Here is a 23193-nt window from a genome sequence, read left to right on the forward strand (position 1 = left end):
TCTTGGGCGGCCTGTGTGCTGCGTGCTGATTACGTTTTGTCTTCGGCGTTGATTGAGGCGGAAATGATCATGCCGCCCCACCGGCGCTCGCCGATGCAGATCGGCACCGGGTTGCCGCTGGCCGTGGTGTTCTTGGCGCTACCGAAGGCATAGGACGGCGCATTTTCGGGGGATGAGCTGTACGAGAGACCACCCTGCTGTGGACTGAGCATCTGAATCACGCCGCCAGCGGTTGATGCAATACCTGCGGCGTAGAGAGCAGACACTGCTGACCCAGTGAAAGCACCGAATGGGTTGAAATATGCGGCAGCAATTAACACCGCCCCCACAACTGTTTGAAGAACGCCTGCGCGCTTGCTACCAGAGATTACCGGGACGATTTTTAGAACCCGCGTTCCAGATAGATTCAGGTCAGATAGCCCTGCATTTTTCCCATTTCTGTAAATTGCAAAACACATCCCGAGCCGATCGAGTCGTTTAATCTCCTCCTGAAAGCCTGGGATCGTCGCATTGAGCGCTTTGAAAACCTCCAACCCTTGCCCGGAATCCAAGAGCAAGTGATGAACTTCGCCAAATTTATTGGCAAGCTGCCTGGTCAACTGAACCCGAGTGCGTGGTGAGTAATGCGCTACCGTTGTCGCCATACTTTTCTCCGGACAATAAAAAACCGCCAAAAGGCGGTTTAGCAAAAGGCACACTCTCTATCGTGCGCAGCTCTCAACAACGCTTGTCACCTTCGTAGAAGGGTCCTGCCATGTACGAAAGAAATGGTAGGCAACAGTTGAGCCGCTTGGAGTGGGGGTGATATCAACAACATGCCAAGGGGATTCAGGATCCGGCGCAATCACTGAATATCGCTCACCGGAGGACTGTAAACCCCCGCCGACGCTCCCACCTATTAACGATGTGGATTGCCATCCGTCACGAATACACTCAGCTACATTTTTCGCTTTTTTCTCAGAGGAAAGCGTCAATAGTGGTGCGTTTTTCCGGATATCGCTAGCAGTAGAACATCCCGCCAACAACGCTATAGCCAACGCCCCTACGATCAATTTCATGCAGGTCACTCCTGTGGGAAATGCTACACGATATCACTGAGCATCACGGTGACGCAGCACAAGGCGTGTCCGGTCGAGCCAGGGCCCGCCGAACACAATGACCTCCGATGGCCTGCCGTACAGGTGGTGCAACAGGAAAGGGCCAGGGCCGAAGGTCGCCGCATCCTCGCCGGATAGTGCTGGATCGCTGCCGAGGAAAATCCCAGCATGGTTCGGGAAAACAGTCCGCCCCACCTCCATAACGATCATGTCGCCGCGCTGTGGCTGGTCGACCCTGTAGAAGCCAGCGACCTCGTAGTTCGCTTCGTACAGGCTGGTGTTTTCTTTGCTTTCCCACCAGCCATCGGCACGCTTGAAGGCTTCGAACTCCAGCCCCCACTCCCGCTTGTACCAGTCGGCGCAGACCTGCCAGCAGTCCCAGGCACCGTGCACGAATGGCCGCTTCAATAACGGCACCTCGCCGCTCGGCATGACTGTGCGCAGGTCGCCCTCGGGCCAGCTCAGGATGTGCCACGGCAGCGCCGTCGCCTCGCACATAGCCAGGTCGCGCGGCGATGGCCGACTCGTCGCGTCCGGATGTGAATGAACCACGCCGATCACCTCGCCGATATCCTCGGCCGCGGCGTATTCCTCCGGATCGATCCGAAATTCCTCATTCGGCTCGGTGGCGACGTTCCGGCACGGGTAGTACTGCTGTTTGCGTCCGATAGCCAGCAGCAACCCGCAGCACTCTTTCGGGTACTCGGCAGCTGCGTGAGCCTGGATCGCGTTCAAAATGTACTTGCGCATGGTCAGCTCCGGGCGATCAAGGAAACGGCGGGGAACCCACCAAATGGCAGCGGGTTGCCCTCACCGAAGCGCGGAATGCAGCCCCGGCCCAGCGTTGCATCACAGGCATCGAGTTCCGGGTTATCGGTTGGCACGCCATCCTTCGTGATGTAGCCACCGGTGTAACCGCAGTTCGGTCCCCGGTAGCCGCCAGTAAGGCACCAGTGGCACAACGTTGTCGCCTGCCGGCCAACGGACTCGCCACCGACATCGCCCGGGCTGGCCAACTCCCAACTGACCGTCTCGCCGTCCTCGTTGGTCTTCTGGTCGATGTACCAGACCTCGATCGTCTCTTGGGTTGGATCTGCCGTCGGGTTGCCGGCCGGGAAGTTCACGGCATCCAGGTACGTGCCCAGCGTGTGGCGCATCGTCAGCTTGAACTCGAGCAGATCGGCGAACGCCAGGCAGAGCGCAGTGATGCGACCGCTGACGTTGCCGACGGACAGCGTGGGCCGCACGGCTGTGCCGTCGCCATTCGACTCGATACCGTCAATTTGCATCGGCCAGGCACCGTACTCATTGCCCTGCCACCAGATAGCCTTGGCCGGCAGCTGGTCGGCATTAGCGCCGGCGGCGATCAGTTCGGCCGGCGTGTGCGGGATCGAATGCCCGTGAAAGCGCAGAACGTCTGCGCCGTAGTCGCTGCCGTCCAATTCGAAGAGCAACACTTCACTGCCAGGCTCGAGCACCTGGATATCACTGATCAGCGGCATGATCGCCCCTTATGGTTGGAAGGCTCGCTCGAACGTAGCCGTGAGCTTGAAAACACCACCGCCCACCGGGGTGGGCACGGGATTTTTGCAGGTGAACAGGCCTAGTTGGCCGAGTGGTGTCGTCCACAGAAACGCCTTGGCTCCCGCGTGGCGATCGAAGAAATCCATGATCTCCAGCACCTTTACTTTCAGGCCGGTGAAGGTGATCGGGTAGGAATCCTCTTTGTTGTTGGGGCCGTCGCCGACCTGCTGCTTATAGCCGCCTCCAAACTGCGCGGTACGCACCCTGTAAGAAATCTCAGGTGAGTCACCACGTTCGGTTGGCCAGGTGAATTTCTCGATGGCCATCAGCCCCTCCCATTTGTCAAGCGCCAGATTGATCCGCCCGGCTGAAGCGCTCGGGCAATTGCCGTTTCCGCTTCGGTTTTGGCCGCCTGCTGGATGCTTTTTCCGAGCTGATTTGAGGCTTCTTGCGGTATCGCACCATTCTCCCCAGTGGTCTGCACTGAAACCGCCACAGGGAAGTTGTACGTGTTGCCACCACTACCTCCAGATATCGCGGCCAGCGCTGGCCCGCCGCCTGAAGTCAGCGGCGTGACACTACCGCCATTCGCCCCAGTCATGAGGAAGGACCGGCCGCCCTCGTTGTACAGCTCAGGCCCCAGCTCGTTGACTTCGTACAGAGAGTTGGGGGAGACAGGCCCACCTGCTGCTCGGTACCCGGAGAAGTCGACATTGTCGTAGCCCGCTTGAGTAGACCCCGCTGAGGTAGGCGGGCTCGAAGTGCCACTGCCAACAAAATAGTTGGTCGCGGCACCAACCAGACTGCTGAGCAATGCCGAACTGGCTTGCCGTGTAGCGATGCGCGCCATGTCCGCCAGAATCGACTTGGTGAAATCAGCAAACGACAACTTGCCGGTCATGGCGAAGTTGACGATGGCGTCTTCCATCGAGCTGAAGGCATTGGTGAACAGGCTTTTGGTCTGCCCGGCAACGTCACGCGCCGACTCCAGATAGTTCTGCCATGCCGACGATGCGCCAGCGCTCCAGTCGCCCTGGGCGGCGGTCATGTCGTCGTAATTGGCCTGCACTGTGTCGTGCAGATCCTGCTGAGTCGCTTTCAACGCCTTTAGTTTGGCGTTGTACTCGTCCAGGTTCATGCCGCGCGAGCCGTCGCCGTACTGGTTGGCCAACTCTAGGCGCTGCTGGTTGAAGCGGTCGTCGATTCCGTTTTGCTGATCCGTCAATGAGCGCTGCCGGTCACCCTGACCAAGACCAGATGCCGCCCGCAATCCCTGCTGCCGAAGCGTGTCGACCTGCTGCTGCAAGGCGCGGGTGTACGTGTTGACGGCCAGAGTCTGCTTACGCAGTCGCCCTTCTTCGTTGGTAGCGATGACCGCCAGTTCGCTGTCGCTGTCCTGCTGGGCCTTGACCATGCCCGATCGGGCATCCGAGATCTTTTGATCAATTTGGATGACCTGCGCAGCGGTTGTACCCTTCTTGGCCTTAGCAGCTTCAAGCGCATCAATCTCCGCCTGATAGCTTTGGGCAACTTCGTCGGCCTGCTGCTTCAACAGGCTGACCCGCTGCTCGGTGTAGCTGGCCTGGCTGATCACGCCGGCACGCTGGGAGGCTTCCAGCTCCTTGTCGGCGTTTTTGTAGTAGGCCAGCGTTTCGGCCAAGGCATTCTTCGCACTGTTGAAGCCAGTGGTGTCGACACTGCCTGCTGCGACCTTTGGATCCTTGAACTTGTCGTTGATGTTCGCCAGGTTTTTGTCGATGGCCGCTTGGTTCAGGCGCGGGTCGTTCGGTGCCACCTTGCGGATATCGTCGAGCTGCTGCTTGTATTCCTTCAGAGCCTCGGCGCGCTTTTGCTCGTTGGTCAATGACGACTTGGTGAGAGCGTCGACTTTACCCATCGCAATAACCGCAGCGCCTTGGGCTTTCGCCTGCTCACCTTGCCATTTAGCGATATCAGCCTCGGCGTCCCTCTGGTCCTCCAGCATGTTGAGCTGATTGGTATAGAGGTCGATCATCTCCTGCTTGTTCTGGAACAAGCCGATGTTGCCAGCTTGGGCCGCCGCCAAATTGCGGCGCGCCTGCTCGATGTCTGCACCAATATCTGGCCGGCCGATGTTCTTCAGATTGTCCGCGGCGCGTGCGACAGCGTTGTAGCCCTTCTCCCAGAAGTTCAGATTTTCGAGAATCTTCGGTGTGCGCTCATTGATCGCATCCGCATATTGCTCGGTGGCAAGCTTCACGGCGCCTGCATGATCGCCCTGCTCTTCAAGGGCAGCGATCTGCGAGTAAACCGATGCAGTCAGGTAGTGGTACTGCTCGTTCAGTGCAGCGGAAGCCTTGACCGGATCATCTGCCAGCTTCGAGAACTCAGCGACGGTTTCGCTCACTGCCTTTCCGGTCGCTTCCTGCATCGACACGGCAGCCTGGGTGATGCCGGTGAAACTCTCGCCCGCGATCTTGCCGTTGCCGGCCAGGAGGGCAAGAACCTCAGCAGCCAGCCCGGTTGTGCCGACAGTGGCGCCCACTTGCCGCGCCATCTCCCCCAGTTGCCCAGCACTTACACCGGCGTAGTTGCCGGTCAGGATCAGCGACTTGTTGTAGCTGCTCTGCTCTTCGCTGCCCTTGTAATAGGCGTATGCGAGCCCGCCCACTGCCGCCGTGGCCAGCGCGAGCGGTGCAAGGATTGCGAGCAGCCCCGCAGCCCCCTCTCCCGCCCCCGCACCCAACTGAGCGACCGCACGAACACCGCTACCCCAGTCCCCCGAGGACAGGGCATTCCCCAACTGCACGACGTTCTCTTGCGCCTGACGAGTACCGAGGCGAAGTTTGTCGAAACCGGTGGTGGTCTTTTCGAGCTTGGCGTAATCCTTATCGATCTTGCTCAGGGCCGAGTTGTACTGGTCCTGGCTGATGCGACCGGCGTCGAGGTGTTTCCCAAGTTGCTCAACCTGGGTGTCCAGCTTGGCCATGGCCGCCCGGGCGGGGTCGATCGCACCCAGCAGGCTGTTGAGGGCCTTCTGTTCATCCAGCGTCGACTTCGCCAATGCCACCTGCTGCTTATCCAGCTGGGCGGTGATCTTGGTGAATTCAGCTTCACCATAGGCACCGGTTTGGGTCAGCTTCGCCAGGCTGTCACGTTGTTTGGCCAGTTCCTGCGTGGAGGTCGCGCCTTTCGAAAGCGACTTCTCCAGCGCCTCCATCTCTTTCATCAGGCCGACGGCGGACTGCTCAGCGCGATCACCGGCCTTCGTCAGCTTGTCGAGATCGGTCGCAGCGTTGGCGGCATCAGCCGAATCGACCTTGATGCCGAGTTCTGCAATGTTCATCGACTCACCTTGAATAATCGCCCGCTCTCACGGGCTGTTGTCGCGGGCTTCAGCCATAATCGCGATGGCTTCCGACTCCATAACGCGGATGTCCTGAAACACACCGGGGCGATCCTTCACCGAGATGCCGACGAGCTTCATCACATTGGGCAGAACGCCGTAATCGAGACCGGTTGCGCCGCACGCGCCGGTACGCCACTGGGTGCCCATCGAATCCATGACGAGGAAAGACGGCCAGTTGTCCGGCCAGACTTCAATGGAGTCATCGATATCTGAAGGAGAAAGCCCAAACACCGAAAGGACATCGGAATCAGTGGTCTGCTCGTACAGCGCGCGTGCGACGTCGGTCAGTTTCCCAGGCGGGCCTTACCGAACGCTTCGCTATAGGCCTTCACCACGGCATCCGAGACACCGATGCAGCTCTTCACCAATGCGGTGATGGATTCGTCGCTGAGCTTGTCGGTGAAGCCCCAAGAAACAACCAGGTCCTTGATCTGCTCAACGCCCTGCTCGACTTCTGCGGCGGTGACCTCAGACAACGTCGGCTCAGTGCCCTTGAAGCGCTCGCCGATGGCTTCTGCCCTTTCCTTCCAAGCGTCGAACAGTTCAGCCAGCGCAGTGCGATCACGGTATTTGAACGTGAACGGCACCACGGCCGCCTTGCCGCCGACCTGCGGGATAGCTACGTCGACAGTGAACGTCGGCTTCGGTGCGATGGAAAACTTTGCCATGAGAATTCCTTACGACAGGTAGCGGGTAGGTTCAGCCTGCAGCGCCAAGTTGACGGTGCGGGTGAGCAGGTTGTTACGCGACACCGCCGGCTGCTTCGAGAACGAGGTGTACGCGCCGTAGAGAACGGTATCGGTACCAGGAAGGTTCATCCGTGCAGCCTGGATCTTCTTACCCGCATCTGCTGCGAGCAGCACAGCGTTGAAAGCCTGTGCCGGATCATCGGCAATGGTCAGCGCCATGCTCGCAGCAGATTTATCTGTCGGGATTTGCTTGCCTTGGTCGTCTTCGAGGAAAACCACGTCCAGGTAGTTTTGCTCTCCACCAGAGAACGCGACGTCAGTCACTTGCGGGATTTGCACCCAGGTGAGGACCTTCTTCAGGGTGCCAACACCACCGCCAGCCGGATAGACCTGGATGTCGGACGTATCGATGCCTTCGAGAGTGGTCGACGTTGCAGTGGCCATTTTTACTCGCACTACACGGTTGTTCAGGCGGCTCCAGCCAGCAGTGACCAAGACGATGTCACCTGCTGCCAATGTGCTGCCTACCACCGTGGCAACTGCTTCTGTGGCATTGGACATCGCAGTGAATGGCAGCTCGGCGGCGTAGGTGGCACCGTGCTGGATAGTCGCGCCGTTGGGGAGTTTGTAGCCCATTGGTTTTTCCTCTTTGCAGATATGACAAAACCCACTCAATGGCGGGTTTCGGGGGTGCCCAACGGGCGGATTTAGTTGGTGTCGGCTCGGTACAGAAACGAGACCGGCACCGTGTAGGTGGTGTCGTCCGGAATGCCGGGGCCGGGGTCTACCGGGCTCATGGTCACCACCGTAAGCGCGCCTTTCGTGTTTCGCTCGTACAACGGGAACAACGCGGCGATCTGGTCGGCCAGTGCGCCTGCCGCGCCGCGGTACTTGCCGGATGGCGTCACGATGCTGACCTGAAACACGCCGGTATACAGCTTGTGGTCGCCGCCGAGCGTGTTGCTTGCGGTGTCGGCGGGCAGCGTAAACGCCTTCAGGTAGGTGGTGCCGTCGACGGGCGTGTAGGTCTCGTTCTCGACTACGACTTTCAGCGGTACCGGCAAGGCTTTCGCCCAGTTGATCAGCTTAGTTTCGAAGATCGACGCGATGATTTTGTGGCTCATACCTGGTTGTTCCTGATGGCCTCCTGCACGATCTGCTGGAAGCGGGCCACGGTAATGCGGACCATACCGCCGGGTGCCTGGGTCGAATGCCCGAACTCGAGAGGGATCGCGTACGGCAGGTTGTTTATGAGGTAGGCAGTCTGGCCGGCGTTGAAGTCGCTGACTGCCGAGACCAGCGCGGCGATGGTTTCGCTTCCACTCGGGTCCACCTCGTCGAAGATGACGTTCTCGACGACATCAATCGAAAGGTGCCAATTGGCCCGGAACCGTCCGCCGACGTAGCCTTCTGGCGCAACGATATCCATGCCGTCGTTCAGCTTACGTCCTGGCTTGAGGCGGCCCGCTTTCGTCAAGTTGGCCGGATCGCTGCGCAGATCACTGTTGTGATCGTCTACGGCCTTGTTGTACTGACGGGCTACGGTGTTCTGTGCCCAAATCTCGGGATTGCCCACGGGTGACATGCGGATAACGCTACTGCCGACCTCGATGATGATCTCGCGCAGGCTCGCATCGATGGCCTCCTCGGCTTGGACCACGAACTCGGCAAGGCTCAGGGCAAAGCTGCCGGACTGGCCGGCGCCGGCGCGGCTCACGACCGCACCTGCAATTCATACAGAATTGGCGTGCCGGCCGGGTTGATCTCTTTCAGTGGAGGAACAATTGACCAGGTGCGCCCCCGGACGATGACTTTGTTCAGCAGATCAGGTACCCATGCCAGCCCTTGCGCTGCGATCTTGAGTTTTTTGTCGCCCTGCTTGATTAGGCTGTTGTTCTGAAATTCTTGGCCGGTGAAGTCGAGCAGGATGCCTTGGGCGGTCTGCTCGGTGATGGTGTCTGGTGGTGCGGTACCGGTTTCCGGATTGTACTCGCCGACAGTTGTTGCGCGGATGGTCACGGGCTGGCCGAACTCCGTGATCATCTCCAAAGCCATCACGGCCATATCGTCGTAAAAGGCCATGGTGGGCTCCAGATATGAAAAGCCCAGCGCAGTGGCTGGGCATGCATTCGATTACTCTCGATCAGGGTCCGATTTTTGCCGCTTCAAAAAACCAGCTTTCTGCAGCCAAATATCCAACATCCGATCCGCATAATCAGCAGCTTCGAGTGCTGCAGCTGCCGGGTTCAAGTCGCTTTTTGCGATAATAATTGCCCCTAAAGCTTCCTGGCTATACCGCATCCATGCTTCAAGTTTTGGCGGAAAATCTGCCATTTTAGAACTCCATTCTATTGAAGTTCGAAACGTACTCTAAGCACGGACAGCAAACAACCCGCGCCGCTGCAGGTAATCAGCAAACTGCGTGGCGCTCGGCCGGTCCGGCGCCGCCGGTAGCAGTCGGCCGCTTGTGTTCGGAATCGTTGCGTACTCGCGAGTCACCGCCCCTTCGACACGCTCCAACGTCACCGCGCCTTTGCGCTTCTCGATCGGATCAATATCGTCCTGATGGATTTCGGCAGCCAAGGCCATCTGCCCGTACTGGATCCGCGCCGGCAGGTAGTTATCGGGTTTGATCTGGTAGTCCAGTTCAACACCCCGGCGCGGCCAAGCCAGAGCCTGATCGCTGCCCGTCTTGCGCCCCTTCCAGGTCTTTCCATCCATCGCCAAGGCAGCCCGACGAAGTAGCGCTTCTTGCGCAGGAACTTCCGCCGGGATGGTCACGCCGAACTTTCCGGCGTACATGACCAGGTCCTCGGCGCTCGCGTAGCTTTCGGCGTCTGGCTTGCCGGTGCCGTCCTCGATGATGAGTGTCATGGATCAACTCGCTGGATTGAGTTTTGAACGATTGGCCGCCGGGTTACCGACAGCCTGCAGTATCACGCCTTGGGCAGATCAGCGACGAGCTTTTCCAAGGATTCTTTCGAGGCGTTGGCCCGGTAGTTCACACCAGCAGCGTCGAGCTTGGCCTTCAGGGCTTCGACGTCAACGTCTTCCGCCGCCTTCAACTCGGCGAGTTCATTGCGTAGCGTCTCATTTTCCATTGCGAGATCATCGCGCTGACCGGCCAAATCGACCATCTGAAGGCGGATGCCGTCGAGCGCCTGAAACAGACGGATTGCGAGCTCGCCGGCTTCCGGCTTTTCAATCTCGCCAGCGTCAAGCCCATCAATGACAGCGCGGACCATATCGCTTTCGATACGCAGCTTGCCGATCAGCTCTTCGAGTTCAGCCTTGGTATCACCAGCACCAATAATCAGCACCCGCGCAACGTTCTTCACCTCCACATCGACGCCGACATTCTCGTAGGCATCAACAACGTTCGGCCAGTCGCCAACCACCAACACGCTTGTCACGCCGGCTTCTGGCCGTTCGAAGTGCTCAGGGTTCCGGTAGCGCTTTTGCGGATCAAAATCCGACTTCTGAGCGGAATAGATGAGTTCCATGAATACCTCCAGGGCGACCATTGAAGGCCGCCCGCTGCGAGTAAGCCGATTAAGGCGCGGACAGGTCGATCAGGACGCCGGCAGTAACTTTGTCGCTGGTCGCGTATTTGGTCCAGTTGGCACCTGCACCGATTGCAGCCAGGTTCGGGTTAACACCACCGGTGGAGTCCTTCCAGCTGTACCCCAACAGGTCCAGGTTGAAAGTACCTTCGGCGCGGAAGCCCATCGCCAAGTTTTCCTGGTTGTCGATGTTGTACGAACGGAAGCCTGGAGCCTGGGACTCAGTGATTTTGATCGCACCTGCCTGCAGGCCGAAGATGGTTTCCGCAGGGATGGTGTCCGACACCAGGACAGGCTTGCCCATGGTGCCCGGCTGGCCACCGTAGATGACCACGCCAGCTTCTTCGTAGACCTTCTCGGTGATGGCCTGATCGACCATATCGAAGTAGGTCGCCGAATCCATGGTCCACAATGCGATGCGGCCGAAGCGGTCACCAAACTTGCGCATGCCCTTGGTCAGCGCTTTCTTGCCGTCGGTGGCAAAGCTAGCCGTAGCCACCATATTTGCGTTGGCGCCGATGGCCGCCTTCAACGCTGCCATGGCGTACTGGATGTAGCCCTCAAGCACAGCATCGGCGTAGTCCTGCCCCACCAATTCGGAGAACTCTTCAGGCGACCGAGCGCGGCGTTTGAAGGCCTCTTCAGTGGTTTCGTACGGACCGTACTTGAAAGGTACTTTTACGCCGACCATCTCGCCGGAGCCGATCTTCTGGCCGGCAACGGCAGCGACGGAGTTCACATCACGGTGAGCGATAGAACCGCCGAGTTTGTAGAACGAACGCTTGCGCAGGTCGCCTTCGATCAGTTCGTTATCGAGAATCAGCGCACCATTGGAAGAGGCATTGAAAACATCGATGACATCCTGGATGCGCTCCAGATAAGCGGTTTGGGCAAGGTCGTTGTAAACGATCATGTCCGAGGTGACGGTAGTCGCCATGGGTTACTCCATTATTTAGGCAATTTCAGGTACGCGTCCTGGCCGTTAGCGGTGATGAACTCACGCTTGGCCACAGACGTCATTTCAGAGCGTTTCAGAGCGGCCCCACCGCCATTTCCAGCACCTCCGGCCCCGCCGCCAGATGCCTTGCTACCCGCGATCAACGGCGCGAAGGCGGTATTGTTTGCAAATTCTGCTTTCAGCTCGTCCAGCGAAGATGCCGAGAGCTTGCCTTGCTTATCGAGCACGACAACCACAGGCTTCCCGTCACGCTGCTCGACACTCAGGCGGCGTTCAATGTGGGGCAGAAGAGCTTCTGCGCTACCCGGGATCGCTAGGGCAGACGCGATATCAGTAGCGGTACGGCCGACAGTCAGATCCCGGATCTGCCCACTCAGCGTTGCGCGTTCCTGCTCCAGCGAACCGTTCAGTTCAGCTTCGCGGCGGTTGTACTTCTCGGACCAGGAACGTTCGAGTTCTTCGACGTTGCCCGATTTGCGGGCCGCTTCTTCGCGATCAAGGCGAGCTTGCTCTTCAGCATCCTTGCGCGCCTTGTCGGCAGCCTTCTTCTCGTCCAGCAACTCCTGAACTTTCGACTTCAGGCCTGAAACGTCTTCGGGTTGTGGCAGACCTTCAATGCCGAGTACGAACTTGCCGTCCTTCTCGGTGTAAAGAGCGCGCACGGATTCATCGACACCGTCCAGGCTGTCCAGTTGGAACTTCAGCATTGGTTGTCTCCCAGAGACTATTTGCAGGCCCTGCCCGCAGATATGAAAAAGCCCCGTCATTGACGAGGCCTGTGTAAATCGTTGGCATAAAAAACCCCGGCGGCTGCCAGGGCTTGATTCAAAGCATGTAGGTCCGTGCGAATGGGCGGGCCTTTTGGGTGTTACATTTTTCCGTGTCAGTCGTCTTGATCTATCTGATCAAGAAAATCAACGTCATCATCATCTTCGTCAACAATTGCCTGAGCGTCTTCTTCAACCCATGACTCGTCATCATGGAATTCATGATCGAGCAGGTGGTCGTGCTCAGGCTCGGGAATATCTCGTTCTTCGCTCATGACTTACCGAAAAAAAAAATGAAAGAACGGACTGTATATGCAGATCCCCTCCCTCAGTCAACGATCACGAAACAACGACGCGTTCACGGAATAGCTTGGCGTTGTCTCCCAGAGACGAGGATGCAGGCCCTGCCTGCAGATACAAAAAAGCCCCGTCGCTGAACGAGGCCGGTGTAAAGCGCGGGTATAAGAAACCCAGCGGATGCCAGGGCTTGGAATTAGAGCATCGCGAAGTCGCGGAATTGTGTTCCGATGAATCTAATTACAGAAAGTCGAATTACCCACCTGACTGCAAGAGTGCCCGTCAGAACCGTAAACCGTATTTCCGATCCGGGTAGCACTAGAGCCGTCTGAGTTGTACATCGTATTGCCAATCTGCGTACTCGTCGCACCACTGGAGTCGTAGGTGCTGTTCCCGATGCGCGTGGACGTCGAGCCGTTTGAACCGTAGGTAGTGTTCCCTATTTGGTTATAGGAGCTGCCATCAGATCCGTACACCGTATTACCGATGCTGTTGTAGTTCGTGTTTGGCTGCCCGTAAATGTAGCCCTGAGCATTGGCGCCAGCGGCAGCAGTAACGATCAGAAGTGACGCGGCGATAAGAGGCCATTTCATGGCAGAGCTCCCTAATTGATATCAAGAAGCTATCAGATGCGCTTGACGCATACAATCAGAGCTAGACCAACAGTACCCTTTCCCGTTTCAACAAGCAGTAAACGCACTGCAGCGCCTTCGTCCCGCCATACGTCTTGTTCTTATTTGATGCCTGCCCGCTGGAACGCCAGAGGCTCAAGAGCCTTCATCTGCACAAGAGTCAGAGGTGAAAAATTGCGATCAAGCTGCAGCTCGGCGAACCGCTCGATGCTCAGACCGCCTTCACGAAACAGCTTGGCGCGGACCGGGCCGATGGCCTTGTCTTGAAACGCTGCCGGCTGCTGCTTGAGCCAGTCGTAGTAGCTAAGGTCTGCCCTCACCTGCTGGGCGCCCCCATCACCGATGGATGCGCGGGTGGCATCCTTGGCGAACATAGCACTGAAGCGTGTCACCGCCACCACCGTCGAGCGACAGTTGATGTGGATCGGAGGCCTTGGCCCCTCGGTCAGTTTAAAACGGTGCTTGTCGAGCGTCCGGCACTGACTGGTCGTCTTCGAATCCAGGGTGCTGACCCACTCCACCGCCTGCACGACGTCGGAGTTCTCTTTCAGCGTCTCCATACGCGCTTGGGTCGCGACGTGTTGCACCGCCGTCCGCACCACGGCGCCGGCATTCCGGTTCGTTGTGGCCAGGATGCCGTCGTTGTACTGGAGCGCCTTGGTCCCGCGAATGTTCTTGATGATCTGGAAGTTCGTTTGGCCTTCGAAGAAGCCCTGCCGGATCGCACCAGTGACTCGCTGCCGCTCGGTAGCTGTGAAGCCATCAATGAACGACTTGAGCAGCTTGCCGCCGTCCACACCACGCACGCTAAGCGGATTGGTGAGAATGGCAGCCCTGATTGCAGCAGCGCCTGGCACTGCGGCATCGAATGAGACGCCCACCGGCGCCGCTCGGGTCAGACTGGTCGCCTCAAACTCAGCCTCGTAGTTCGCGATATCGATCAGGTCAAGGTTCAGCTTCTCGCTGTACCGGTCGAAGATACCCAGCAGCAGGCTATCAACCTCACTCAGCAGCCGCTCCAGCCGAGCAACGGTGTAATCCGTCAGGTCGGCCCGCGTCAGCCGCTCACGGATCGAGCGATCAATCTCCTTGAGGAAAGGCCCGAACTTGGCAACCTCTCCCGACTTCAGTTGCTCAAGGAAGACGGCGTGCCGAATCGTGGCGTCAAGGATTGCCTGGTTTGCCGCCATTCGGGATTACCTCATCGTCGTCCAGGTCGGGACCGGGGTTCTCGGTTTCCAATTCGTCGCGGATCTGGTCGTCGGTCTTCTCGGGATCAATCACGCCGCGATCACGCAGGTACTGCCAGAAGTCGCCCGCCGGCAACTTGCCGCCCTGCACCGCATTGAACAGTGCAGAGAGGATCGTCGCGTCCAGAGTGATCTGGCTGAAGTCCTGATTGAGTTTGTAGAGCGTTTCGCCCGCCGCATTCACAAACTCAGCCATCCAAACCAGGCACTGGCTGTAAGCCTCGCTCACGTTGCTCACCACCAGCGACAAAACGCTATGTTCGGCGGCGCTGTCGTTGTCGGCCTGGGTCGCTGTCTTCACCGCACTACCCTGCTCGATCAGCCGGGCGCCCAGCGACACCATGTCCTCTTTCTTGGCGTCCATGGCCTCTTTGGCTACCGTGTTCGGCTGGGCTTGCCATACGCCGCATGTGCCACTGACCGGCAGTAGCCAAGGCGCACGAGAGCCGAGGAAGATGCCGTTCTTCTCCATATGGTCGCGCCACTGCTCATCGAGTCCAGCCATCCACGGCTGAGGCTGGCCCACCAGATATGCCGCCTCTTCGTAGTCAGCACTGTTGCGGTAGTGGCCGATATTGACTTCGGCCATGTCGTACAGCGGCGAATCATCGATGGTCGTGTCGTTGTTCTCGCTGCCCAGAAACTGGAACGGAATCACGCGCCAAGGCTGGCCAAGGCCACTCAGTGGGGTGAAGGGAGCGATGGTCATTGCTGTCTGGCTCGATCCCTCTTCCCACACTTCTTGCGTGTATACGCCGGCGGCATCCAGGCGTAGCACACGGTATTGGACAGCCTGCTCGCTGCCAAAGCCGTCGTCGGTGTCGACGTCTACCGTCTCGCGCAGCACGACGAGGCATAGCAGGTGCTGTCCGCCAACCTGGCGAGTCTTCCAGTTGATGATCGCCTCGGCGGGGTAGCTGGCGATGTTCGCCCGAGCTCGACCTGCTTGTTCGTCCGCCTTGCTCACGGTGCCGGCCTGGACAGCCGCGTAATCAACCAGCAGCCCGTGGCGGCCAACTTCGAGCAGATGCCCAATGACCGATTGCGACTGTTGGTAGATGCTCACGCCCTGCCCGTCGACATCCTTCGACACATAGTCGAGAGCCCCCGGAACTGTCAGCGTCGGCCAAGTGCGGAATACCGCGCCCACCAGACTGTGCTTCGTCCGCCCCGTGGCGTTGTAGAAAACAGCGCGCTTCTTGTACGCGTCGTAGCGGTCCTTGTTGTCCTGACTGGTGTCCGATGCGTTCGGCCGCGGCAGATATCGGTCGCCGGCAGCTTTGATGGTTTCCGAACCTTTGCAGGCGTCACGCACCAAGCGCCAGCGGTACTGTGCCGCGTCGTATTCGGGACGAGTAAAAGTGACGTCCGTCATCGGGCGACTCCCATTTTCATTGAGGTTACCGGCTTCACGATCGGGTACTCGCGGTGGATGAAGTAACCGCCGCCGTCGTTGGCGTGGTCGTTGCCTTGGCTCTTATCTGGCTCGCCGTTGGGCGCCCAGATCTGCTGCTCAAGACCATCGGCGTAAGTCGGGCATGTGAAGGGGTTGACCAGGTAGCGCCGTTCGCCCTGCGCATTGCAGAACATGGCATTCATGGCGTTGATCCGGTCCTTCACCGGAGGGTTGGCCGCCGGCGCGATGACAGCGAAACCGGCCTGCTTAAGCATGGCCAGGTCCGTGACGCTTGCGTTGACCGACTTCCGTGAATCGCCAGAGGCGTCCGGGTAGATCCGGATTTCACAGGTTTTCTCGAAGTCGTTGCCGTTGTGTCGCCAGTAGCGCTCCTTGATTCGTCGAATCATGTCCGGTGTGTCGTAGCCATCCATCAGCTCATCCACGGCGCGCGGCAGACCCTGATCACGTTTGACATGGGTGATGGCCGCCATCTTGCCGACGTTGAAGTCCATACCGATGAAAAGCGGTTCACCGGGCTGAACAGTGTCAACACACTGGTTCAGCTTGCGGTCGTACGCGTGGTAGATCGAGCCGGACGTCAGGTTAACGAATTGACCGTTGAGGTAAGCGCGGATCAGTTGCTCGGGATACGACTCCATCAGCGATGGAATGTAGTCGTCCGGCAGATTCAGTTCGTTGTCGAAGGTACTGGCCTGGATCAGGCCGTACATTTCCTTCAGCGCCGGCTTATCGCGCAGTTGCTTCACGAACTGAAGGAAGACGAACTTGAATCCTTCTGGCGTAGTGGTCACATCTACGCCGTTCTTCAGCCCGGGCAGGTTGTAGCGCATCCGGGCGATGATCTTGCGCCAGGCCTGCTGAGCCTTCAGCGACGTCAGCACATCCAGCTCATCGACCAGGGCGTGGCCAATCTTGAAACCGACGATTGTCTGCGGCTTCTCCATCGAGCGGCAAATCACAGTGCCGCGGTACTGCCGGCCGCTGAAAATATGAACCTCATGGTTCGCCTGGTTGATCTTGGTTTTTAGCCCCCAGTCGTAGGCAACCTCCTCCATCGTGGGATAGAAGATGTCCCGGATCTGCGGATACGTCGGCGCGAAGTAGCCAGCGTTGACGCCGGGCCACTCCATGAAGTGCTTGCTCAGTGCCGAGCATCCTACCCAGGTCTTCCCAGAGCCGAAGCCAGCAACGAATGCGCGGAACTTGTGGGGCAACAGAAGGAACTGCGACTGCGGAACGTTAAGGCTCGGCATTCGACTTCCTCGCATCCACCACATCCACCTGGATACGGGTCGGGATCGCCGGCTCGTCGTCAGGCTCGTCCTTCCGGTTGCGATTGACGTAGATGTCGCCGACTTCCTTCGCTGCCTGCTCCAATAGCTGAGCAGTCAGTGACATGTTCTTCATGTTCTCGGCTTTCTCAGCCATGCGACCAAGTGCCCGGAGTCGATACGCCCTATTGGCAATCGGGATGTCTTCCGTCTCTTCGCGGAATCGCTTGCGGGCAGAGTGAAATAGCTCCACCCACTTTGCGCCCAGGGCTCGACCGGCGAACTTTGTCGGGTCGTGTGATTCGCACTGCTGCCGGCTGACTTCAATGCCGAATTCTTTCTTGACCGACTCGACCACCTGAGATGGCGTATCAAAGCAGGCTAGAGCCTGAACGATGAAGGCTTTGACCTCGCTTCGTAGTGCTGCCATATGGTTGTCATCCGTCAAAACCTGTCAGAAATTCAGGCCGACTTGAGCAGACAGGTTCCGCAGGCCCTCGAAATGTTCAGTTTCCCCACCTCGGCAGGTTTGTTTGCAGCGTCTACCAACTCCTGCACGTCAGCACTCGCACCGTAGCGTCGGACGACACCGACGAACTCTTCAACGTCGTGTCCGCGCAGCTTCAGTTTGGGTATGCCTTCTTCGGTGAATGCTGAAGCGCCGTACTTATCTGTCGCCTGGGCGATGTGGTAGAGCTCGTGTTCGACCAGTGCGCAGAACTCAAGGTCGCTGCATTGAGCGCAGTAATCCGCTGCCAGTGTGATGATGAAAGCCGGCACTTGGCCGAACCAATCACGCATCTGCTGCTCCATCCGGAGCTTCTGCCAACCACCAGCGCGGAACGCTACCTGTTCGGCCTTGCCCAGAACTGTGCGGCCCTGCTTCTCGAAGCTGGAGGACGCCCACATGATTCGGATATCAGCATCCAGTAGATGTGCATGGTCTTCGTTGTGAATGGTGCCGGTGTCGGCAAGGATCTCGGCCTGGAGCCATTCCCATACTTCAGTGGCTGGAGTCAGGCGAATGCCGAAGTCGGAGAGCTCGGACAGGTCAAGCAGTGACGATGGAGGGTACGGCCTATCCATGGGTCACCTTGTGCTTGAAATGGTAGCGCGTAGCCGGTACGGCAGGAGTTGAGTCAATGCAGGAGGGAGAGCTATGCCGAAAGCTAATGTAGTTCCGCGCAAGCTAGGCATGATCACTGATTCATCCTGCCTGCCATGCGGCACCCTAATCTAAGTACTCGCATGAGAGGCCGGCCCTCTTAGCTTTCACCATCATGCACAGTGACCCTAACTCCCGTAGCGACAATCTCGTACTCAGTCTCAGAAATCTTTTTCACGTCACCACCAGATTGCATTTCGAAATGCTTCAGGCCTTCATGTCGAACCATGCCGTTTGGCGAGCGCTCAATGGTCTCGTCCTGATAGATGTTAATCACGTAGTGCAAGTTATCCGTGCCGACCCCAACTATTTTTCCAACATATTTATCTGCCATGTCCGAACTCCTTGCGTGGAATCTCAAAGTAGCTGGTACTGACAGATCAATCCAGAGCGTTGAACAGTTCAGCTCACCATGATGTTGGTCTGTACTTGGGCGTGCCCGTGCAAGAGAGATACGACTAGGCCCTGAGGCATACCGGCAGCCTTTGCGGCATCGATCGCCTTGGCGATGGCGCTATCCAGATCAGTGATGGCCTTGTTGATGGCTGGGCTCAGTGGCAATGCGTGATGTAGCCGAGTGACGCTGCTCATTTGTTCAGCTTCGGCTGAAGGATCACCCGGGCAACCATCACCAGAAGGCCCAGTACGCCGTAGGCTATCGGTGGCAACACGGCTTGCAGTTGCGGCATCAGCTGTTCAGCGATACCCAGGGCGGCAATGGCGCCACCCGCCTGAACGCTGTTCATGCTCAGCGCTTGTTTCCAGTTGTCGATCAGTTGCATGGGTCACTCCTGCCGCTTGGGCAATTTGAAGTCGGTAAATCGGTCAGCCAGGGCGGCAACCTTCTTCACGCCGAGAGTGCCGATGATGGCGCCCAGCGCTGCCGCCAGACTCGACGGTAGGTTGAAGTACTCGAGCAGCGGGAATGCCCCGGCCGTGATCGCACCACACAGGCAGGATTCGAGCAGGGCCTGTCGCCGCCCCCCTCCCCCGTAGATCACGCGCAAGAAGGCGATCCAACACGACAGCGCCGCGGCATAGAACATCGGGGCATGCTGGCTGAGCCAGGCCATGACGATGAGCCAGGTGTCTGGTTTGTCGGGCATGTTTGGCATCCGGATTCCTCCCTTGTGGGGAGCGATAGTTGGTCCGGCAATCCACGCCTTCCTCATCCGCTCGGAGCAAAGACGGGGGCATGGGTGCCAGATACGAAAAAGCCCCGGCAAATGCCGAGGCTTTGGTTTTTCTTGACGTCTTAAGCGCGGACTTCGCACCCTGGACGCGTCGTATCGATGACCAAGTCGCCTTCGACGCGAAAGCCGATCATCCCGAACAAGAAGGAATGGTTCAGCTGACTCATGACAACATCCGTCAGGCCCACCGCACAACTGTCCTGCTGGATAGCGTTATCCATTGCTGTCTTCATGTTTGGGATGCCAGTCGGGAAGATAATTACCGGGTAGTTATCCTCTCCCGTGACGCGCTTACCCTTTACAAATTTTGAGGCATTGATGTTGTAGTTCTTGGTGCTCGCGACCGTCATGTCAGCAACACGAATAGTGCAGCCCGAGGTGGCAACAGCAGCAAAAAGAAGTGCGATGGCGGCTTTTTTCATGAGTCCCTCCTAAAATTAGGGCGGGAATATATCAATTAGCCACTATCACAAACAGAAGTTTTCCACAAAAAAGCCCAGCGGATGGCCGGGCTTCTATGTGTCAATCCCTAACGCGCAAGATCGACAGGATGGATAAATATTCCCTCATTCTCTCACTACTTGCAATAACTATTCGCTAAGCCGCACAACTTTCGATTAATCCTTCTGCATCCATGATCTCTTGCGCCGCAGTCAATGCTTCGTTGACCAAGTCATCCAGGCTCTTGCGGATCGATGAGCGCCACCGGTACCGAGTTGATTCCGGCTTGCCGTCGTTGTCCCAGTTCGTGATGTCGTACCACGCTGCCGGAAGCACTGCCGCAGATCGTTTGCCGTCGGTGCCCGCAACCTGAGGGATTGCCCAGGTCAGAATCGCGCACTCCCGGAACCGCTTCGGTGCTGGCGACTTGACCGAGTTCAGCAGCTCCAGGATGGCGCCATGCTTGCGTTCGTCATGCGTGGAGTACTTCGCAACCAGAGCTCTCCAGTGTGCAGCCGACAGCGACTTGTGCAGGCGGCCGAACACCCAGCAGTCTGTGAGGAAAGCGGCCTCCTTGCCCGCGATCTCCCCTTTCTGCTTGGCGCACTGCACCTTGGGCTCAAAGTCGCACCCACCGGCAGAGTTGATGGTTTCGGCGGCCAGCGCCCGAACTACTGCGGATACCACGTTGCGATAGGTCATGCTGCTCTCCCCTTCAGCTGTCTTGTCTTTGCCCGGTAATCGGCGGTCATCGCCTTCAGCTCTTCGACGGTGTACTTCTTGGGCTCATGAGGGCCTTCGAGCCATTCCACTTTTTCGGCGCCGATCCGCTTCACCAGCTCAATGCGGTAATTCACGACGTTCCCTGACAATTTGGTATTGCACGGCGAGCACTGCCGGTGGCAGTTGAGCGGTTCGAAGCGCAGCGCGGGGTTACTCCCAACTGTGCGGTAATGCCCCGCGTCGTACTTGCCCTGGTGGTGCCGGCCGCAACTGATGCAAGGCAGATCGGCGTCACGCTCACGCACCCAGGCGTTAAAGGCGATCTGCGTGTCCTTGAGGTGGTCAGCCCGACTCTTGAGCTTCTCCTTGCGGACCTTGATCTCCCGGCGCTCGATCTGAGCCAATGCCTTGCGCTTTTTCTCCTGCCTGCTTCTGGCGATCACAACAGCGCAATCCGGCGAGCACCAGCTCTGAAAGCTCTGCTTTGGGATGAATACGGCCCGGCACGACATGACACTGCACTTCTTCGGTCGAGGCTGTTTGGCGGCGAGACTCATGCAGCCACCTCGCCCAGCAGATCCGTGAACACCACGCCACGTTCCGTGAAGTCGGACACGATGCGGTCGGTGTAGGCGATGCCCTGGGCGCGACTGAACAACCGAGTTACCGGGAATCCGTCAGGACCGAACAGCGGGCAGCTACCCATAAGGTCCAGCTTCTCCGCATAGGACAGGTGGCGCATGGTCCGGTACCAGCCGTTGCGGAAATCGTCGTCCTCGTTCACCAGGATCTGGACGCCGAAGTGCAGCTTGCAGTACCGGCGGGCATCCTCCACGTCGCCGATCTGCGTCATCGCGGCGATGCGCTGGTACAGGGAGAACCACAGGGCGTTCTGGTCGAGCGTACGGTCCTTACCCGGGCGCAGTGACACCACCACGAACTTCTTGTCGCGAAACATCGCACTGAGCTTAGTGATGGCCTCGGAGAGCTTGGCCTGGCAGTTGACGCTGATTTTATCGGTCATCACAGGCGCTCCTTGCGAATCAATTGCTCTACCGCTTTCAGTTGGTCAGCCTTGCGCGAGGCAAGTCGTCGACGCTCTGCCCGAAAATCCCATCGGGATTGAATGTCTTTGCGGCGGCGATGTGCCTGCAGCTCATCCCTGACCTGCTGCCAACGGGCACGCAGTTTTTCGGATGGCTGAACAGGTGACCCGGTCAGCAAGCCAGCAATGACCTGGCCATCTGCGGTGATGGGCGCAATACGCAAATCAGCCAAATACTCAGTTCCGGCTTGCTGGGTGATCAGTTGCATGCGTACCGCCGACTCGATGGCTGTCACCCGCCGAGCAGGGTCGAAACCGAGGGACACGCTCCATGTCACCGGTGCTGCTTCGGCGCGAGCCGTTGTCACCAGCCGCTCGTAGGCGCTCATGAAGGCCATCCGAGCTCCGACTTTGTCGCCAAGTTTCAGAATTGGTGCGGCGGCACTCATGGCCTGCCGGACTTCTGCGGTCATCACCACTGTTTCGATTTCATCACCGGCCATCAACGCAATTGACCATGCCTCGTCCTTGCCTGGGCGGCCGTCGGCAGCCTGAACACGTTGCAGGATGTCAGCCATGGTCAGCTTGCCTTTCACCTCGAGGCGGCAGGCCTTCAGCGCACCGCGCACTACCGGCACCGGGTAGGCGCTCAGGTCTTCCGCCATGATCGCCGCAGTACCTGGGTTCATTTCCTGCCCCATGGCCTCGGCGGTGGCGATGATGGCCGCCGCCAACCCTGCTACCTGGGCGTCGTTCATTTCAGAGGTATTCATTGCGCTCTCCTGCCTGGCGCTTGGCCAAGACCATCTGGGCGGCCTGTTCCGCAGCGGAGACGTTCGCCTCGGTGCGCTCCATCTGGCGAGCCGTGGCCCCATTGATGCGTTGACCAGTCACCCACTGCGTGTGGTAGCTCTCAGCATTCGCCAGCAGTTCGTTGAGGCTGTGGCACTTGCGCAGGACGGCGGCGTCACTGGTCTTCAGGAAGTGGGCTGCGACGTGATGGGCAACATCGGCGCCGAGGCGGTCAACGAGTTGCCCGAGTTGGCCACCGACCTTGGCGTTCCACACCGGCCAGGTGTTGTAGCGCTTGCGGTAGGCCATGGCGTAGTTCGCCCAGACCTTGAAGGTTTTGCAGGACTGGTCTTTGGGGCCCGGCATGTCGGCGGGAATCTCGACCCGTGGCGCATCGGTGCGATCAACCACCAGCACCAAGTTGCGGACCGGCTTGTCCGGACCATCCTGCAAGTCCTGACTGGTATCCTGATTGGTACCCTGATGATTGGTATCCTGATTTGTCGGAGATTTTTCCGACCCTTGCTCGGATTTTTCTCCGACCTTGCTCGGATTTTTTTCCGAGGTAGATCGGATTTTTTTCCGACCTTTGTTATTCGGTGGGGTCGGATATTTTTCCGACCCATCAAGCTTCTGGTTCCACTCGACCGCCTTCTCGGTCAGGCGAAACAGCGTGATGTTCGAGGTACTGGAAAGCTCAATCAAACCGGCCTCCTCCAGGGCCTTCAACATGCGGTAAGCGGTGTCTGGCTTATCGGTGAGCAGCGGCAGCTCCTCAATGATCTTGGCCTTGCTCAGCGCGAAGAAGATCCCGTCATCAGTCTTGATTGGCTTGGTCCAACTCGGGCAGCCATAGACGAAGGCGAACAGCAGAGCTTGCTGGGAATTCAGCCCCCACTCGAGCGCCTTCACCTGGTTGATCGTGACGGTGTATTGCATGTCAGGTATTCCTGACCAAGTGAGAAAGCGCAGAAGTAC

General features: G+C 58.4%; 33 protein-coding genes. All 33 read right to left on the minus strand.

Annotated elements, in window-relative coordinates; genetic code table 11:
* Window positions 1–29 precede the first annotated feature (29 nt).
* The 33 genes from AB4O40_RS05745 to AB4O40_RS05905 all read right to left on the minus strand — a co-directional run bounded on the left by AB4O40_RS05745 (window position 30) and on the right by AB4O40_RS05905 (window position 23154).
* On the minus strand, window positions 30–644 hold the full coding sequence (locus AB4O40_RS05745; protein ID WP_460055571.1) for a tail assembly protein: 615 nt from the start codon (window positions 642–644) through the stop codon (window positions 30–32).
* Between the two features lie 57 nt (window positions 645–701).
* Window positions 702–1058, minus strand: a complete 357-nt coding sequence (locus AB4O40_RS05750) for a hypothetical protein (protein ID WP_460055568.1) — start codon at window positions 1056–1058, stop codon at window positions 702–704.
* 33 nt (window positions 1059–1091) lie between these two features.
* Window positions 1092–1847: a C40 family peptidase gene (locus tag AB4O40_RS05755; protein WP_460055565.1), complete on the minus strand. Its 756-nt coding sequence runs from the start codon at window positions 1845–1847 to the stop codon at window positions 1092–1094.
* Between the two features lie 2 nt (window positions 1848–1849).
* Window positions 1850–2599 carry a phage minor tail protein L gene (locus tag AB4O40_RS05760; RefSeq protein WP_460055562.1) on the minus strand — a complete coding sequence of 250 codons (750 nt, stop codon included), beginning with the start codon at window positions 2597–2599 and terminating at the stop codon, window positions 1850–1852.
* Between the two features lie 9 nt (window positions 2600–2608).
* The gene (locus tag AB4O40_RS05765; protein WP_460055559.1) at window positions 2609–2947 is read right to left on the minus strand and encodes a phage tail protein; all 339 of its coding nucleotides are present in this window, start codon (window positions 2945–2947) and stop codon (window positions 2609–2611) included.
* Entirely contained in the window at window positions 2947–5946 is a 3000-nt protein-coding gene (locus AB4O40_RS05770; protein ID WP_460055556.1) for a phage tail tape measure protein, read from the minus strand. The genes AB4O40_RS05765 and AB4O40_RS05770 overlap by 1 nt, the downstream gene beginning before the upstream one ends.
* A 27-nt stretch (window positions 5947–5973) precedes the next feature.
* Entirely contained in the window at window positions 5974–6240 is a 267-nt protein-coding gene (locus AB4O40_RS05775; RefSeq protein WP_460055553.1) for a DUF1799 domain-containing protein, read from the minus strand.
* A 53-nt stretch (window positions 6241–6293) separates the two neighbouring features.
* A complete protein-coding gene (locus tag AB4O40_RS05780; protein WP_460055550.1) occupies window positions 6294–6677 on the minus strand; it encodes a phage tail assembly chaperone in 384 nt (127 codons plus the stop codon).
* 9 nt (window positions 6678–6686) lie between these two features.
* The gene (locus AB4O40_RS05785; RefSeq protein ID WP_460055547.1) at window positions 6687–7334 is read right to left on the minus strand and encodes a phage tail protein; all 648 of its coding nucleotides are present in this window, start codon (window positions 7332–7334) and stop codon (window positions 6687–6689) included.
* 71 nt (window positions 7335–7405) lie between these two features.
* Window positions 7406–7822, minus strand: a complete 417-nt coding sequence (locus tag AB4O40_RS05790) for a phage tail terminator-like protein (RefSeq protein WP_460055545.1) — start codon at window positions 7820–7822, stop codon at window positions 7406–7408.
* On the minus strand, window positions 7819–8415 hold the full coding sequence (locus AB4O40_RS05795; protein WP_460055542.1) for a hypothetical protein: 597 nt from the start codon (window positions 8413–8415) through the stop codon (window positions 7819–7821). The genes AB4O40_RS05790 and AB4O40_RS05795 overlap by 4 nt, the downstream gene beginning before the upstream one ends.
* Window positions 8412–8780, minus strand: coding sequence for a hypothetical protein (locus AB4O40_RS05800; protein ID WP_460055539.1), 369 nt, complete (start codon window positions 8778–8780; stop codon window positions 8412–8414). Before AB4O40_RS05800 ends, AB4O40_RS05795 begins: the two co-directional genes overlap by 4 nt.
* A gap of 51 nt (window positions 8781–8831) precedes the next feature.
* The gene (locus AB4O40_RS05805) at window positions 8832–9032 is read right to left on the minus strand and encodes a hypothetical protein (RefSeq protein WP_409078671.1); all 201 of its coding nucleotides are present in this window, start codon (window positions 9030–9032) and stop codon (window positions 8832–8834) included.
* Between the two features lie 36 nt (window positions 9033–9068).
* Window positions 9069–9572, minus strand: a complete 504-nt coding sequence (locus AB4O40_RS05810; RefSeq protein ID WP_460055536.1) for a DnaT-like ssDNA-binding protein — start codon at window positions 9570–9572, stop codon at window positions 9069–9071.
* Window positions 9573–9634: 62 nt separating this feature from the next.
* Entirely contained in the window at window positions 9635–10201 is a 567-nt protein-coding gene (locus tag AB4O40_RS05815; protein WP_460055533.1) for a hypothetical protein, read from the minus strand.
* Window positions 10202–10250: 49 nt separating this feature from the next.
* Window positions 10251–11198: a major capsid protein gene (locus AB4O40_RS05820; RefSeq protein WP_223507821.1), complete on the minus strand. Its 948-nt coding sequence runs from the start codon at window positions 11196–11198 to the stop codon at window positions 10251–10253.
* A gap of 11 nt (window positions 11199–11209) precedes the next feature.
* Complete coding sequence (locus tag AB4O40_RS05825; RefSeq protein ID WP_460055530.1) at window positions 11210–11926, minus strand: hypothetical protein; 717 nt, start codon at window positions 11924–11926, stop codon at window positions 11210–11212.
* 176 nt (window positions 11927–12102) lie between these two features.
* On the minus strand, window positions 12103–12261 hold the full coding sequence (locus AB4O40_RS05830) for a hypothetical protein (RefSeq protein ID WP_409078666.1): 159 nt from the start codon (window positions 12259–12261) through the stop codon (window positions 12103–12105).
* Between the two features lie 755 nt (window positions 12262–13016).
* Window positions 13017–14105 (minus strand): minor capsid protein, encoded by a 1089-nt coding sequence (locus tag AB4O40_RS05835; RefSeq protein ID WP_460055525.1) that lies wholly within the window; start codon window positions 14103–14105, stop codon window positions 13017–13019.
* Entirely contained in the window at window positions 14080–15540 is a 1461-nt protein-coding gene (locus AB4O40_RS05840) for a DUF4055 domain-containing protein (RefSeq protein WP_460055522.1), read from the minus strand. Before AB4O40_RS05840 ends, AB4O40_RS05835 begins: the two co-directional genes overlap by 26 nt.
* Window positions 15537–16838 (minus strand): terminase large subunit domain-containing protein, encoded by a 1302-nt coding sequence (locus tag AB4O40_RS05845; RefSeq protein ID WP_460055519.1) that lies wholly within the window; start codon window positions 16836–16838, stop codon window positions 15537–15539. The genes AB4O40_RS05840 and AB4O40_RS05845 overlap by 4 nt, the downstream gene beginning before the upstream one ends.
* Window positions 16825–17286: a DUF2280 domain-containing protein gene (locus AB4O40_RS05850; RefSeq protein WP_409078661.1), complete on the minus strand. Its 462-nt coding sequence runs from the start codon at window positions 17284–17286 to the stop codon at window positions 16825–16827. The genes AB4O40_RS05845 and AB4O40_RS05850 overlap by 14 nt, the downstream gene beginning before the upstream one ends.
* Window positions 17287–17318: 32 nt before the next feature.
* Entirely contained in the window at window positions 17319–17942 is a 624-nt protein-coding gene (locus tag AB4O40_RS05855; protein WP_460055516.1) for a putative metallopeptidase, read from the minus strand.
* 179 nt (window positions 17943–18121) lie between these two features.
* Window positions 18122–18355: a hypothetical protein gene (locus tag AB4O40_RS05860; protein ID WP_460055513.1), complete on the minus strand. Its 234-nt coding sequence runs from the start codon at window positions 18353–18355 to the stop codon at window positions 18122–18124.
* A gap of 68 nt (window positions 18356–18423) precedes the next feature.
* Window positions 18424–18612, minus strand: coding sequence for a hypothetical protein (locus AB4O40_RS05865; RefSeq protein ID WP_460055510.1), 189 nt, complete (start codon window positions 18610–18612; stop codon window positions 18424–18426).
* Window positions 18609–18803 carry a DUF7940 domain-containing protein gene (locus AB4O40_RS05870; protein ID WP_460055507.1) on the minus strand — a complete coding sequence of 65 codons (195 nt, stop codon included), beginning with the start codon at window positions 18801–18803 and terminating at the stop codon, window positions 18609–18611. Before AB4O40_RS05870 ends, AB4O40_RS05865 begins: the two co-directional genes overlap by 4 nt.
* Before the next feature lie 3 nt (window positions 18804–18806).
* Window positions 18807–19136, minus strand: coding sequence for a phage holin, lambda family (locus tag AB4O40_RS05875; protein ID WP_409078656.1), 330 nt, complete (start codon window positions 19134–19136; stop codon window positions 18807–18809).
* A gap of 140 nt (window positions 19137–19276) precedes the next feature.
* Window positions 19277–19636, minus strand: coding sequence for a hypothetical protein (locus AB4O40_RS05880; protein ID WP_460055504.1), 360 nt, complete (start codon window positions 19634–19636; stop codon window positions 19277–19279).
* A gap of 175 nt (window positions 19637–19811) precedes the next feature.
* Window positions 19812–20357, minus strand: coding sequence for a hypothetical protein (locus tag AB4O40_RS05885; RefSeq protein WP_460055501.1), 546 nt, complete (start codon window positions 20355–20357; stop codon window positions 19812–19814).
* Window positions 20354–20935 (minus strand): recombination protein NinG, encoded by a 582-nt coding sequence (locus AB4O40_RS05890; protein WP_460055499.1) that lies wholly within the window; start codon window positions 20933–20935, stop codon window positions 20354–20356. Before AB4O40_RS05890 ends, AB4O40_RS05885 begins: the two co-directional genes overlap by 4 nt.
* Entirely contained in the window at window positions 20932–21402 is a 471-nt protein-coding gene (locus tag AB4O40_RS05895; RefSeq protein WP_460055496.1) for a hypothetical protein, read from the minus strand. The genes AB4O40_RS05890 and AB4O40_RS05895 overlap by 4 nt, the downstream gene beginning before the upstream one ends.
* Window positions 21402–22196 carry a hypothetical protein gene (locus AB4O40_RS05900; RefSeq protein WP_460055494.1) on the minus strand — a complete coding sequence of 265 codons (795 nt, stop codon included), beginning with the start codon at window positions 22194–22196 and terminating at the stop codon, window positions 21402–21404. The genes AB4O40_RS05895 and AB4O40_RS05900 overlap by 1 nt, the downstream gene beginning before the upstream one ends.
* Entirely contained in the window at window positions 22183–23154 is a 972-nt protein-coding gene (locus AB4O40_RS05905; RefSeq protein WP_460055491.1) for a phage replication protein, read from the minus strand. The genes AB4O40_RS05900 and AB4O40_RS05905 overlap by 14 nt, the downstream gene beginning before the upstream one ends.
* Between the last annotated feature and the right edge of the window lie 39 nt (window positions 23155–23193).

The sequence above is a fragment of the Pseudomonas sp. S2_F07 genome (genome assembly GCF_054668325.1).

What these genes read in the sequence shown, in the direction of transcription:
- AB4O40_RS05745 (WP_460055571.1), bottom strand. Translation starts at nt 644, where the DNA reads ATGGCGACAACGGTAGCGCATTACTCACCACGCACTCGGGTTCAGTTG.
- AB4O40_RS05750 (WP_460055568.1), bottom strand. Translation starts at nt 1,058, where the DNA reads ATGAAATTGATCGTAGGGGCGTTGGCTATAGCGTTGTTGGCGGGATGT.
- AB4O40_RS05755 (WP_460055565.1), bottom strand. Translation starts at nt 1,847, where the DNA reads ATGCGCAAGTACATTTTGAACGCGATCCAGGCTCACGCAGCTGCCGAG.
- AB4O40_RS05760 (WP_460055562.1), bottom strand. Translation starts at nt 2,599, where the DNA reads ATGCCGCTGATCAGTGATATCCAGGTGCTCGAGCCTGGCAGTGAAGTG.
- AB4O40_RS05765 (WP_460055559.1), bottom strand. Translation starts at nt 2,947, where the DNA reads ATGGCCATCGAGAAATTCACCTGGCCAACCGAACGTGGTGACTCACCT.
- AB4O40_RS05770 (WP_460055556.1), bottom strand. Translation starts at nt 5,946, where the DNA reads ATGAACATTGCAGAACTCGGCATCAAGGTCGATTCGGCTGATGCCGCC.
- AB4O40_RS05780 (WP_460055550.1), bottom strand. Translation starts at nt 6,677, where the DNA reads ATGGCAAAGTTTTCCATCGCACCGAAGCCGACGTTCACTGTCGACGTA.
- AB4O40_RS05785 (WP_460055547.1), bottom strand. Translation starts at nt 7,334, where the DNA reads ATGGGCTACAAACTCCCCAACGGCGCGACTATCCAGCACGGTGCCACC.
- AB4O40_RS05790 (WP_460055545.1), bottom strand. Translation starts at nt 7,822, where the DNA reads ATGAGCCACAAAATCATCGCGTCGATCTTCGAAACTAAGCTGATCAAC.
- AB4O40_RS05800 (WP_460055539.1), bottom strand. Translation starts at nt 8,780, where the DNA reads ATGGCCTTTTACGACGATATGGCCGTGATGGCTTTGGAGATGATCACG.
- AB4O40_RS05805 (WP_409078671.1), bottom strand. Translation starts at nt 9,032, where the DNA reads ATGGCAGATTTTCCGCCAAAACTTGAAGCATGGATGCGGTATAGCCAG.
- AB4O40_RS05810 (WP_460055536.1), bottom strand. Translation starts at nt 9,572, where the DNA reads ATGACACTCATCATCGAGGACGGCACCGGCAAGCCAGACGCCGAAAGC.
- AB4O40_RS05815 (WP_460055533.1), bottom strand. Translation starts at nt 10,201, where the DNA reads ATGGAACTCATCTATTCCGCTCAGAAGTCGGATTTTGATCCGCAAAAG.
- AB4O40_RS05820 (WP_223507821.1), bottom strand. Translation starts at nt 11,198, where the DNA reads ATGGCGACTACCGTCACCTCGGACATGATCGTTTACAACGACCTTGCC.
- AB4O40_RS05825 (WP_460055530.1), bottom strand. Translation starts at nt 11,926, where the DNA reads ATGCTGAAGTTCCAACTGGACAGCCTGGACGGTGTCGATGAATCCGTG.
- AB4O40_RS05830 (WP_409078666.1), bottom strand. Translation starts at nt 12,261, where the DNA reads ATGAGCGAAGAACGAGATATTCCCGAGCCTGAGCACGACCACCTGCTC.
- AB4O40_RS05835 (WP_460055525.1), bottom strand. Translation starts at nt 14,105, where the DNA reads ATGGCGGCAAACCAGGCAATCCTTGACGCCACGATTCGGCACGCCGTC.
- AB4O40_RS05840 (WP_460055522.1), bottom strand. Translation starts at nt 15,540, where the DNA reads ATGACGGACGTCACTTTTACTCGTCCCGAATACGACGCGGCACAGTAC.
- AB4O40_RS05845 (WP_460055519.1), bottom strand. Translation starts at nt 16,838, where the DNA reads ATGCCGAGCCTTAACGTTCCGCAGTCGCAGTTCCTTCTGTTGCCCCAC.
- AB4O40_RS05850 (WP_409078661.1), bottom strand. Translation starts at nt 17,286, where the DNA reads ATGGCAGCACTACGAAGCGAGGTCAAAGCCTTCATCGTTCAGGCTCTA.
- AB4O40_RS05855 (WP_460055516.1), bottom strand. Translation starts at nt 17,942, where the DNA reads ATGGATAGGCCGTACCCTCCATCGTCACTGCTTGACCTGTCCGAGCTC.
- AB4O40_RS05860 (WP_460055513.1), bottom strand. Translation starts at nt 18,355, where the DNA reads ATGGCAGATAAATATGTTGGAAAAATAGTTGGGGTCGGCACGGATAAC.
- AB4O40_RS05865 (WP_460055510.1), bottom strand. Translation starts at nt 18,612, where the DNA reads ATGAGCAGCGTCACTCGGCTACATCACGCATTGCCACTGAGCCCAGCC.
- AB4O40_RS05870 (WP_460055507.1), bottom strand. Translation starts at nt 18,803, where the DNA reads ATGCAACTGATCGACAACTGGAAACAAGCGCTGAGCATGAACAGCGTT.
- AB4O40_RS05875 (WP_409078656.1), bottom strand. Translation starts at nt 19,136, where the DNA reads ATGCCAAACATGCCCGACAAACCAGACACCTGGCTCATCGTCATGGCC.
- AB4O40_RS05880 (WP_460055504.1), bottom strand. Translation starts at nt 19,636, where the DNA reads ATGAAAAAAGCCGCCATCGCACTTCTTTTTGCTGCTGTTGCCACCTCG.
- AB4O40_RS05885 (WP_460055501.1), bottom strand. Translation starts at nt 20,357, where the DNA reads ATGACCTATCGCAACGTGGTATCCGCAGTAGTTCGGGCGCTGGCCGCC.
- AB4O40_RS05890 (WP_460055499.1), bottom strand. Translation starts at nt 20,935, where the DNA reads ATGAGTCTCGCCGCCAAACAGCCTCGACCGAAGAAGTGCAGTGTCATG.
- AB4O40_RS05895 (WP_460055496.1), bottom strand. Translation starts at nt 21,402, where the DNA reads ATGACCGATAAAATCAGCGTCAACTGCCAGGCCAAGCTCTCCGAGGCC.
- AB4O40_RS05900 (WP_460055494.1), bottom strand. Translation starts at nt 22,196, where the DNA reads ATGAATACCTCTGAAATGAACGACGCCCAGGTAGCAGGGTTGGCGGCG.
- AB4O40_RS05905 (WP_460055491.1), bottom strand. Translation starts at nt 23,154, where the DNA reads ATGCAATACACCGTCACGATCAACCAGGTGAAGGCGCTCGAGTGGGGG.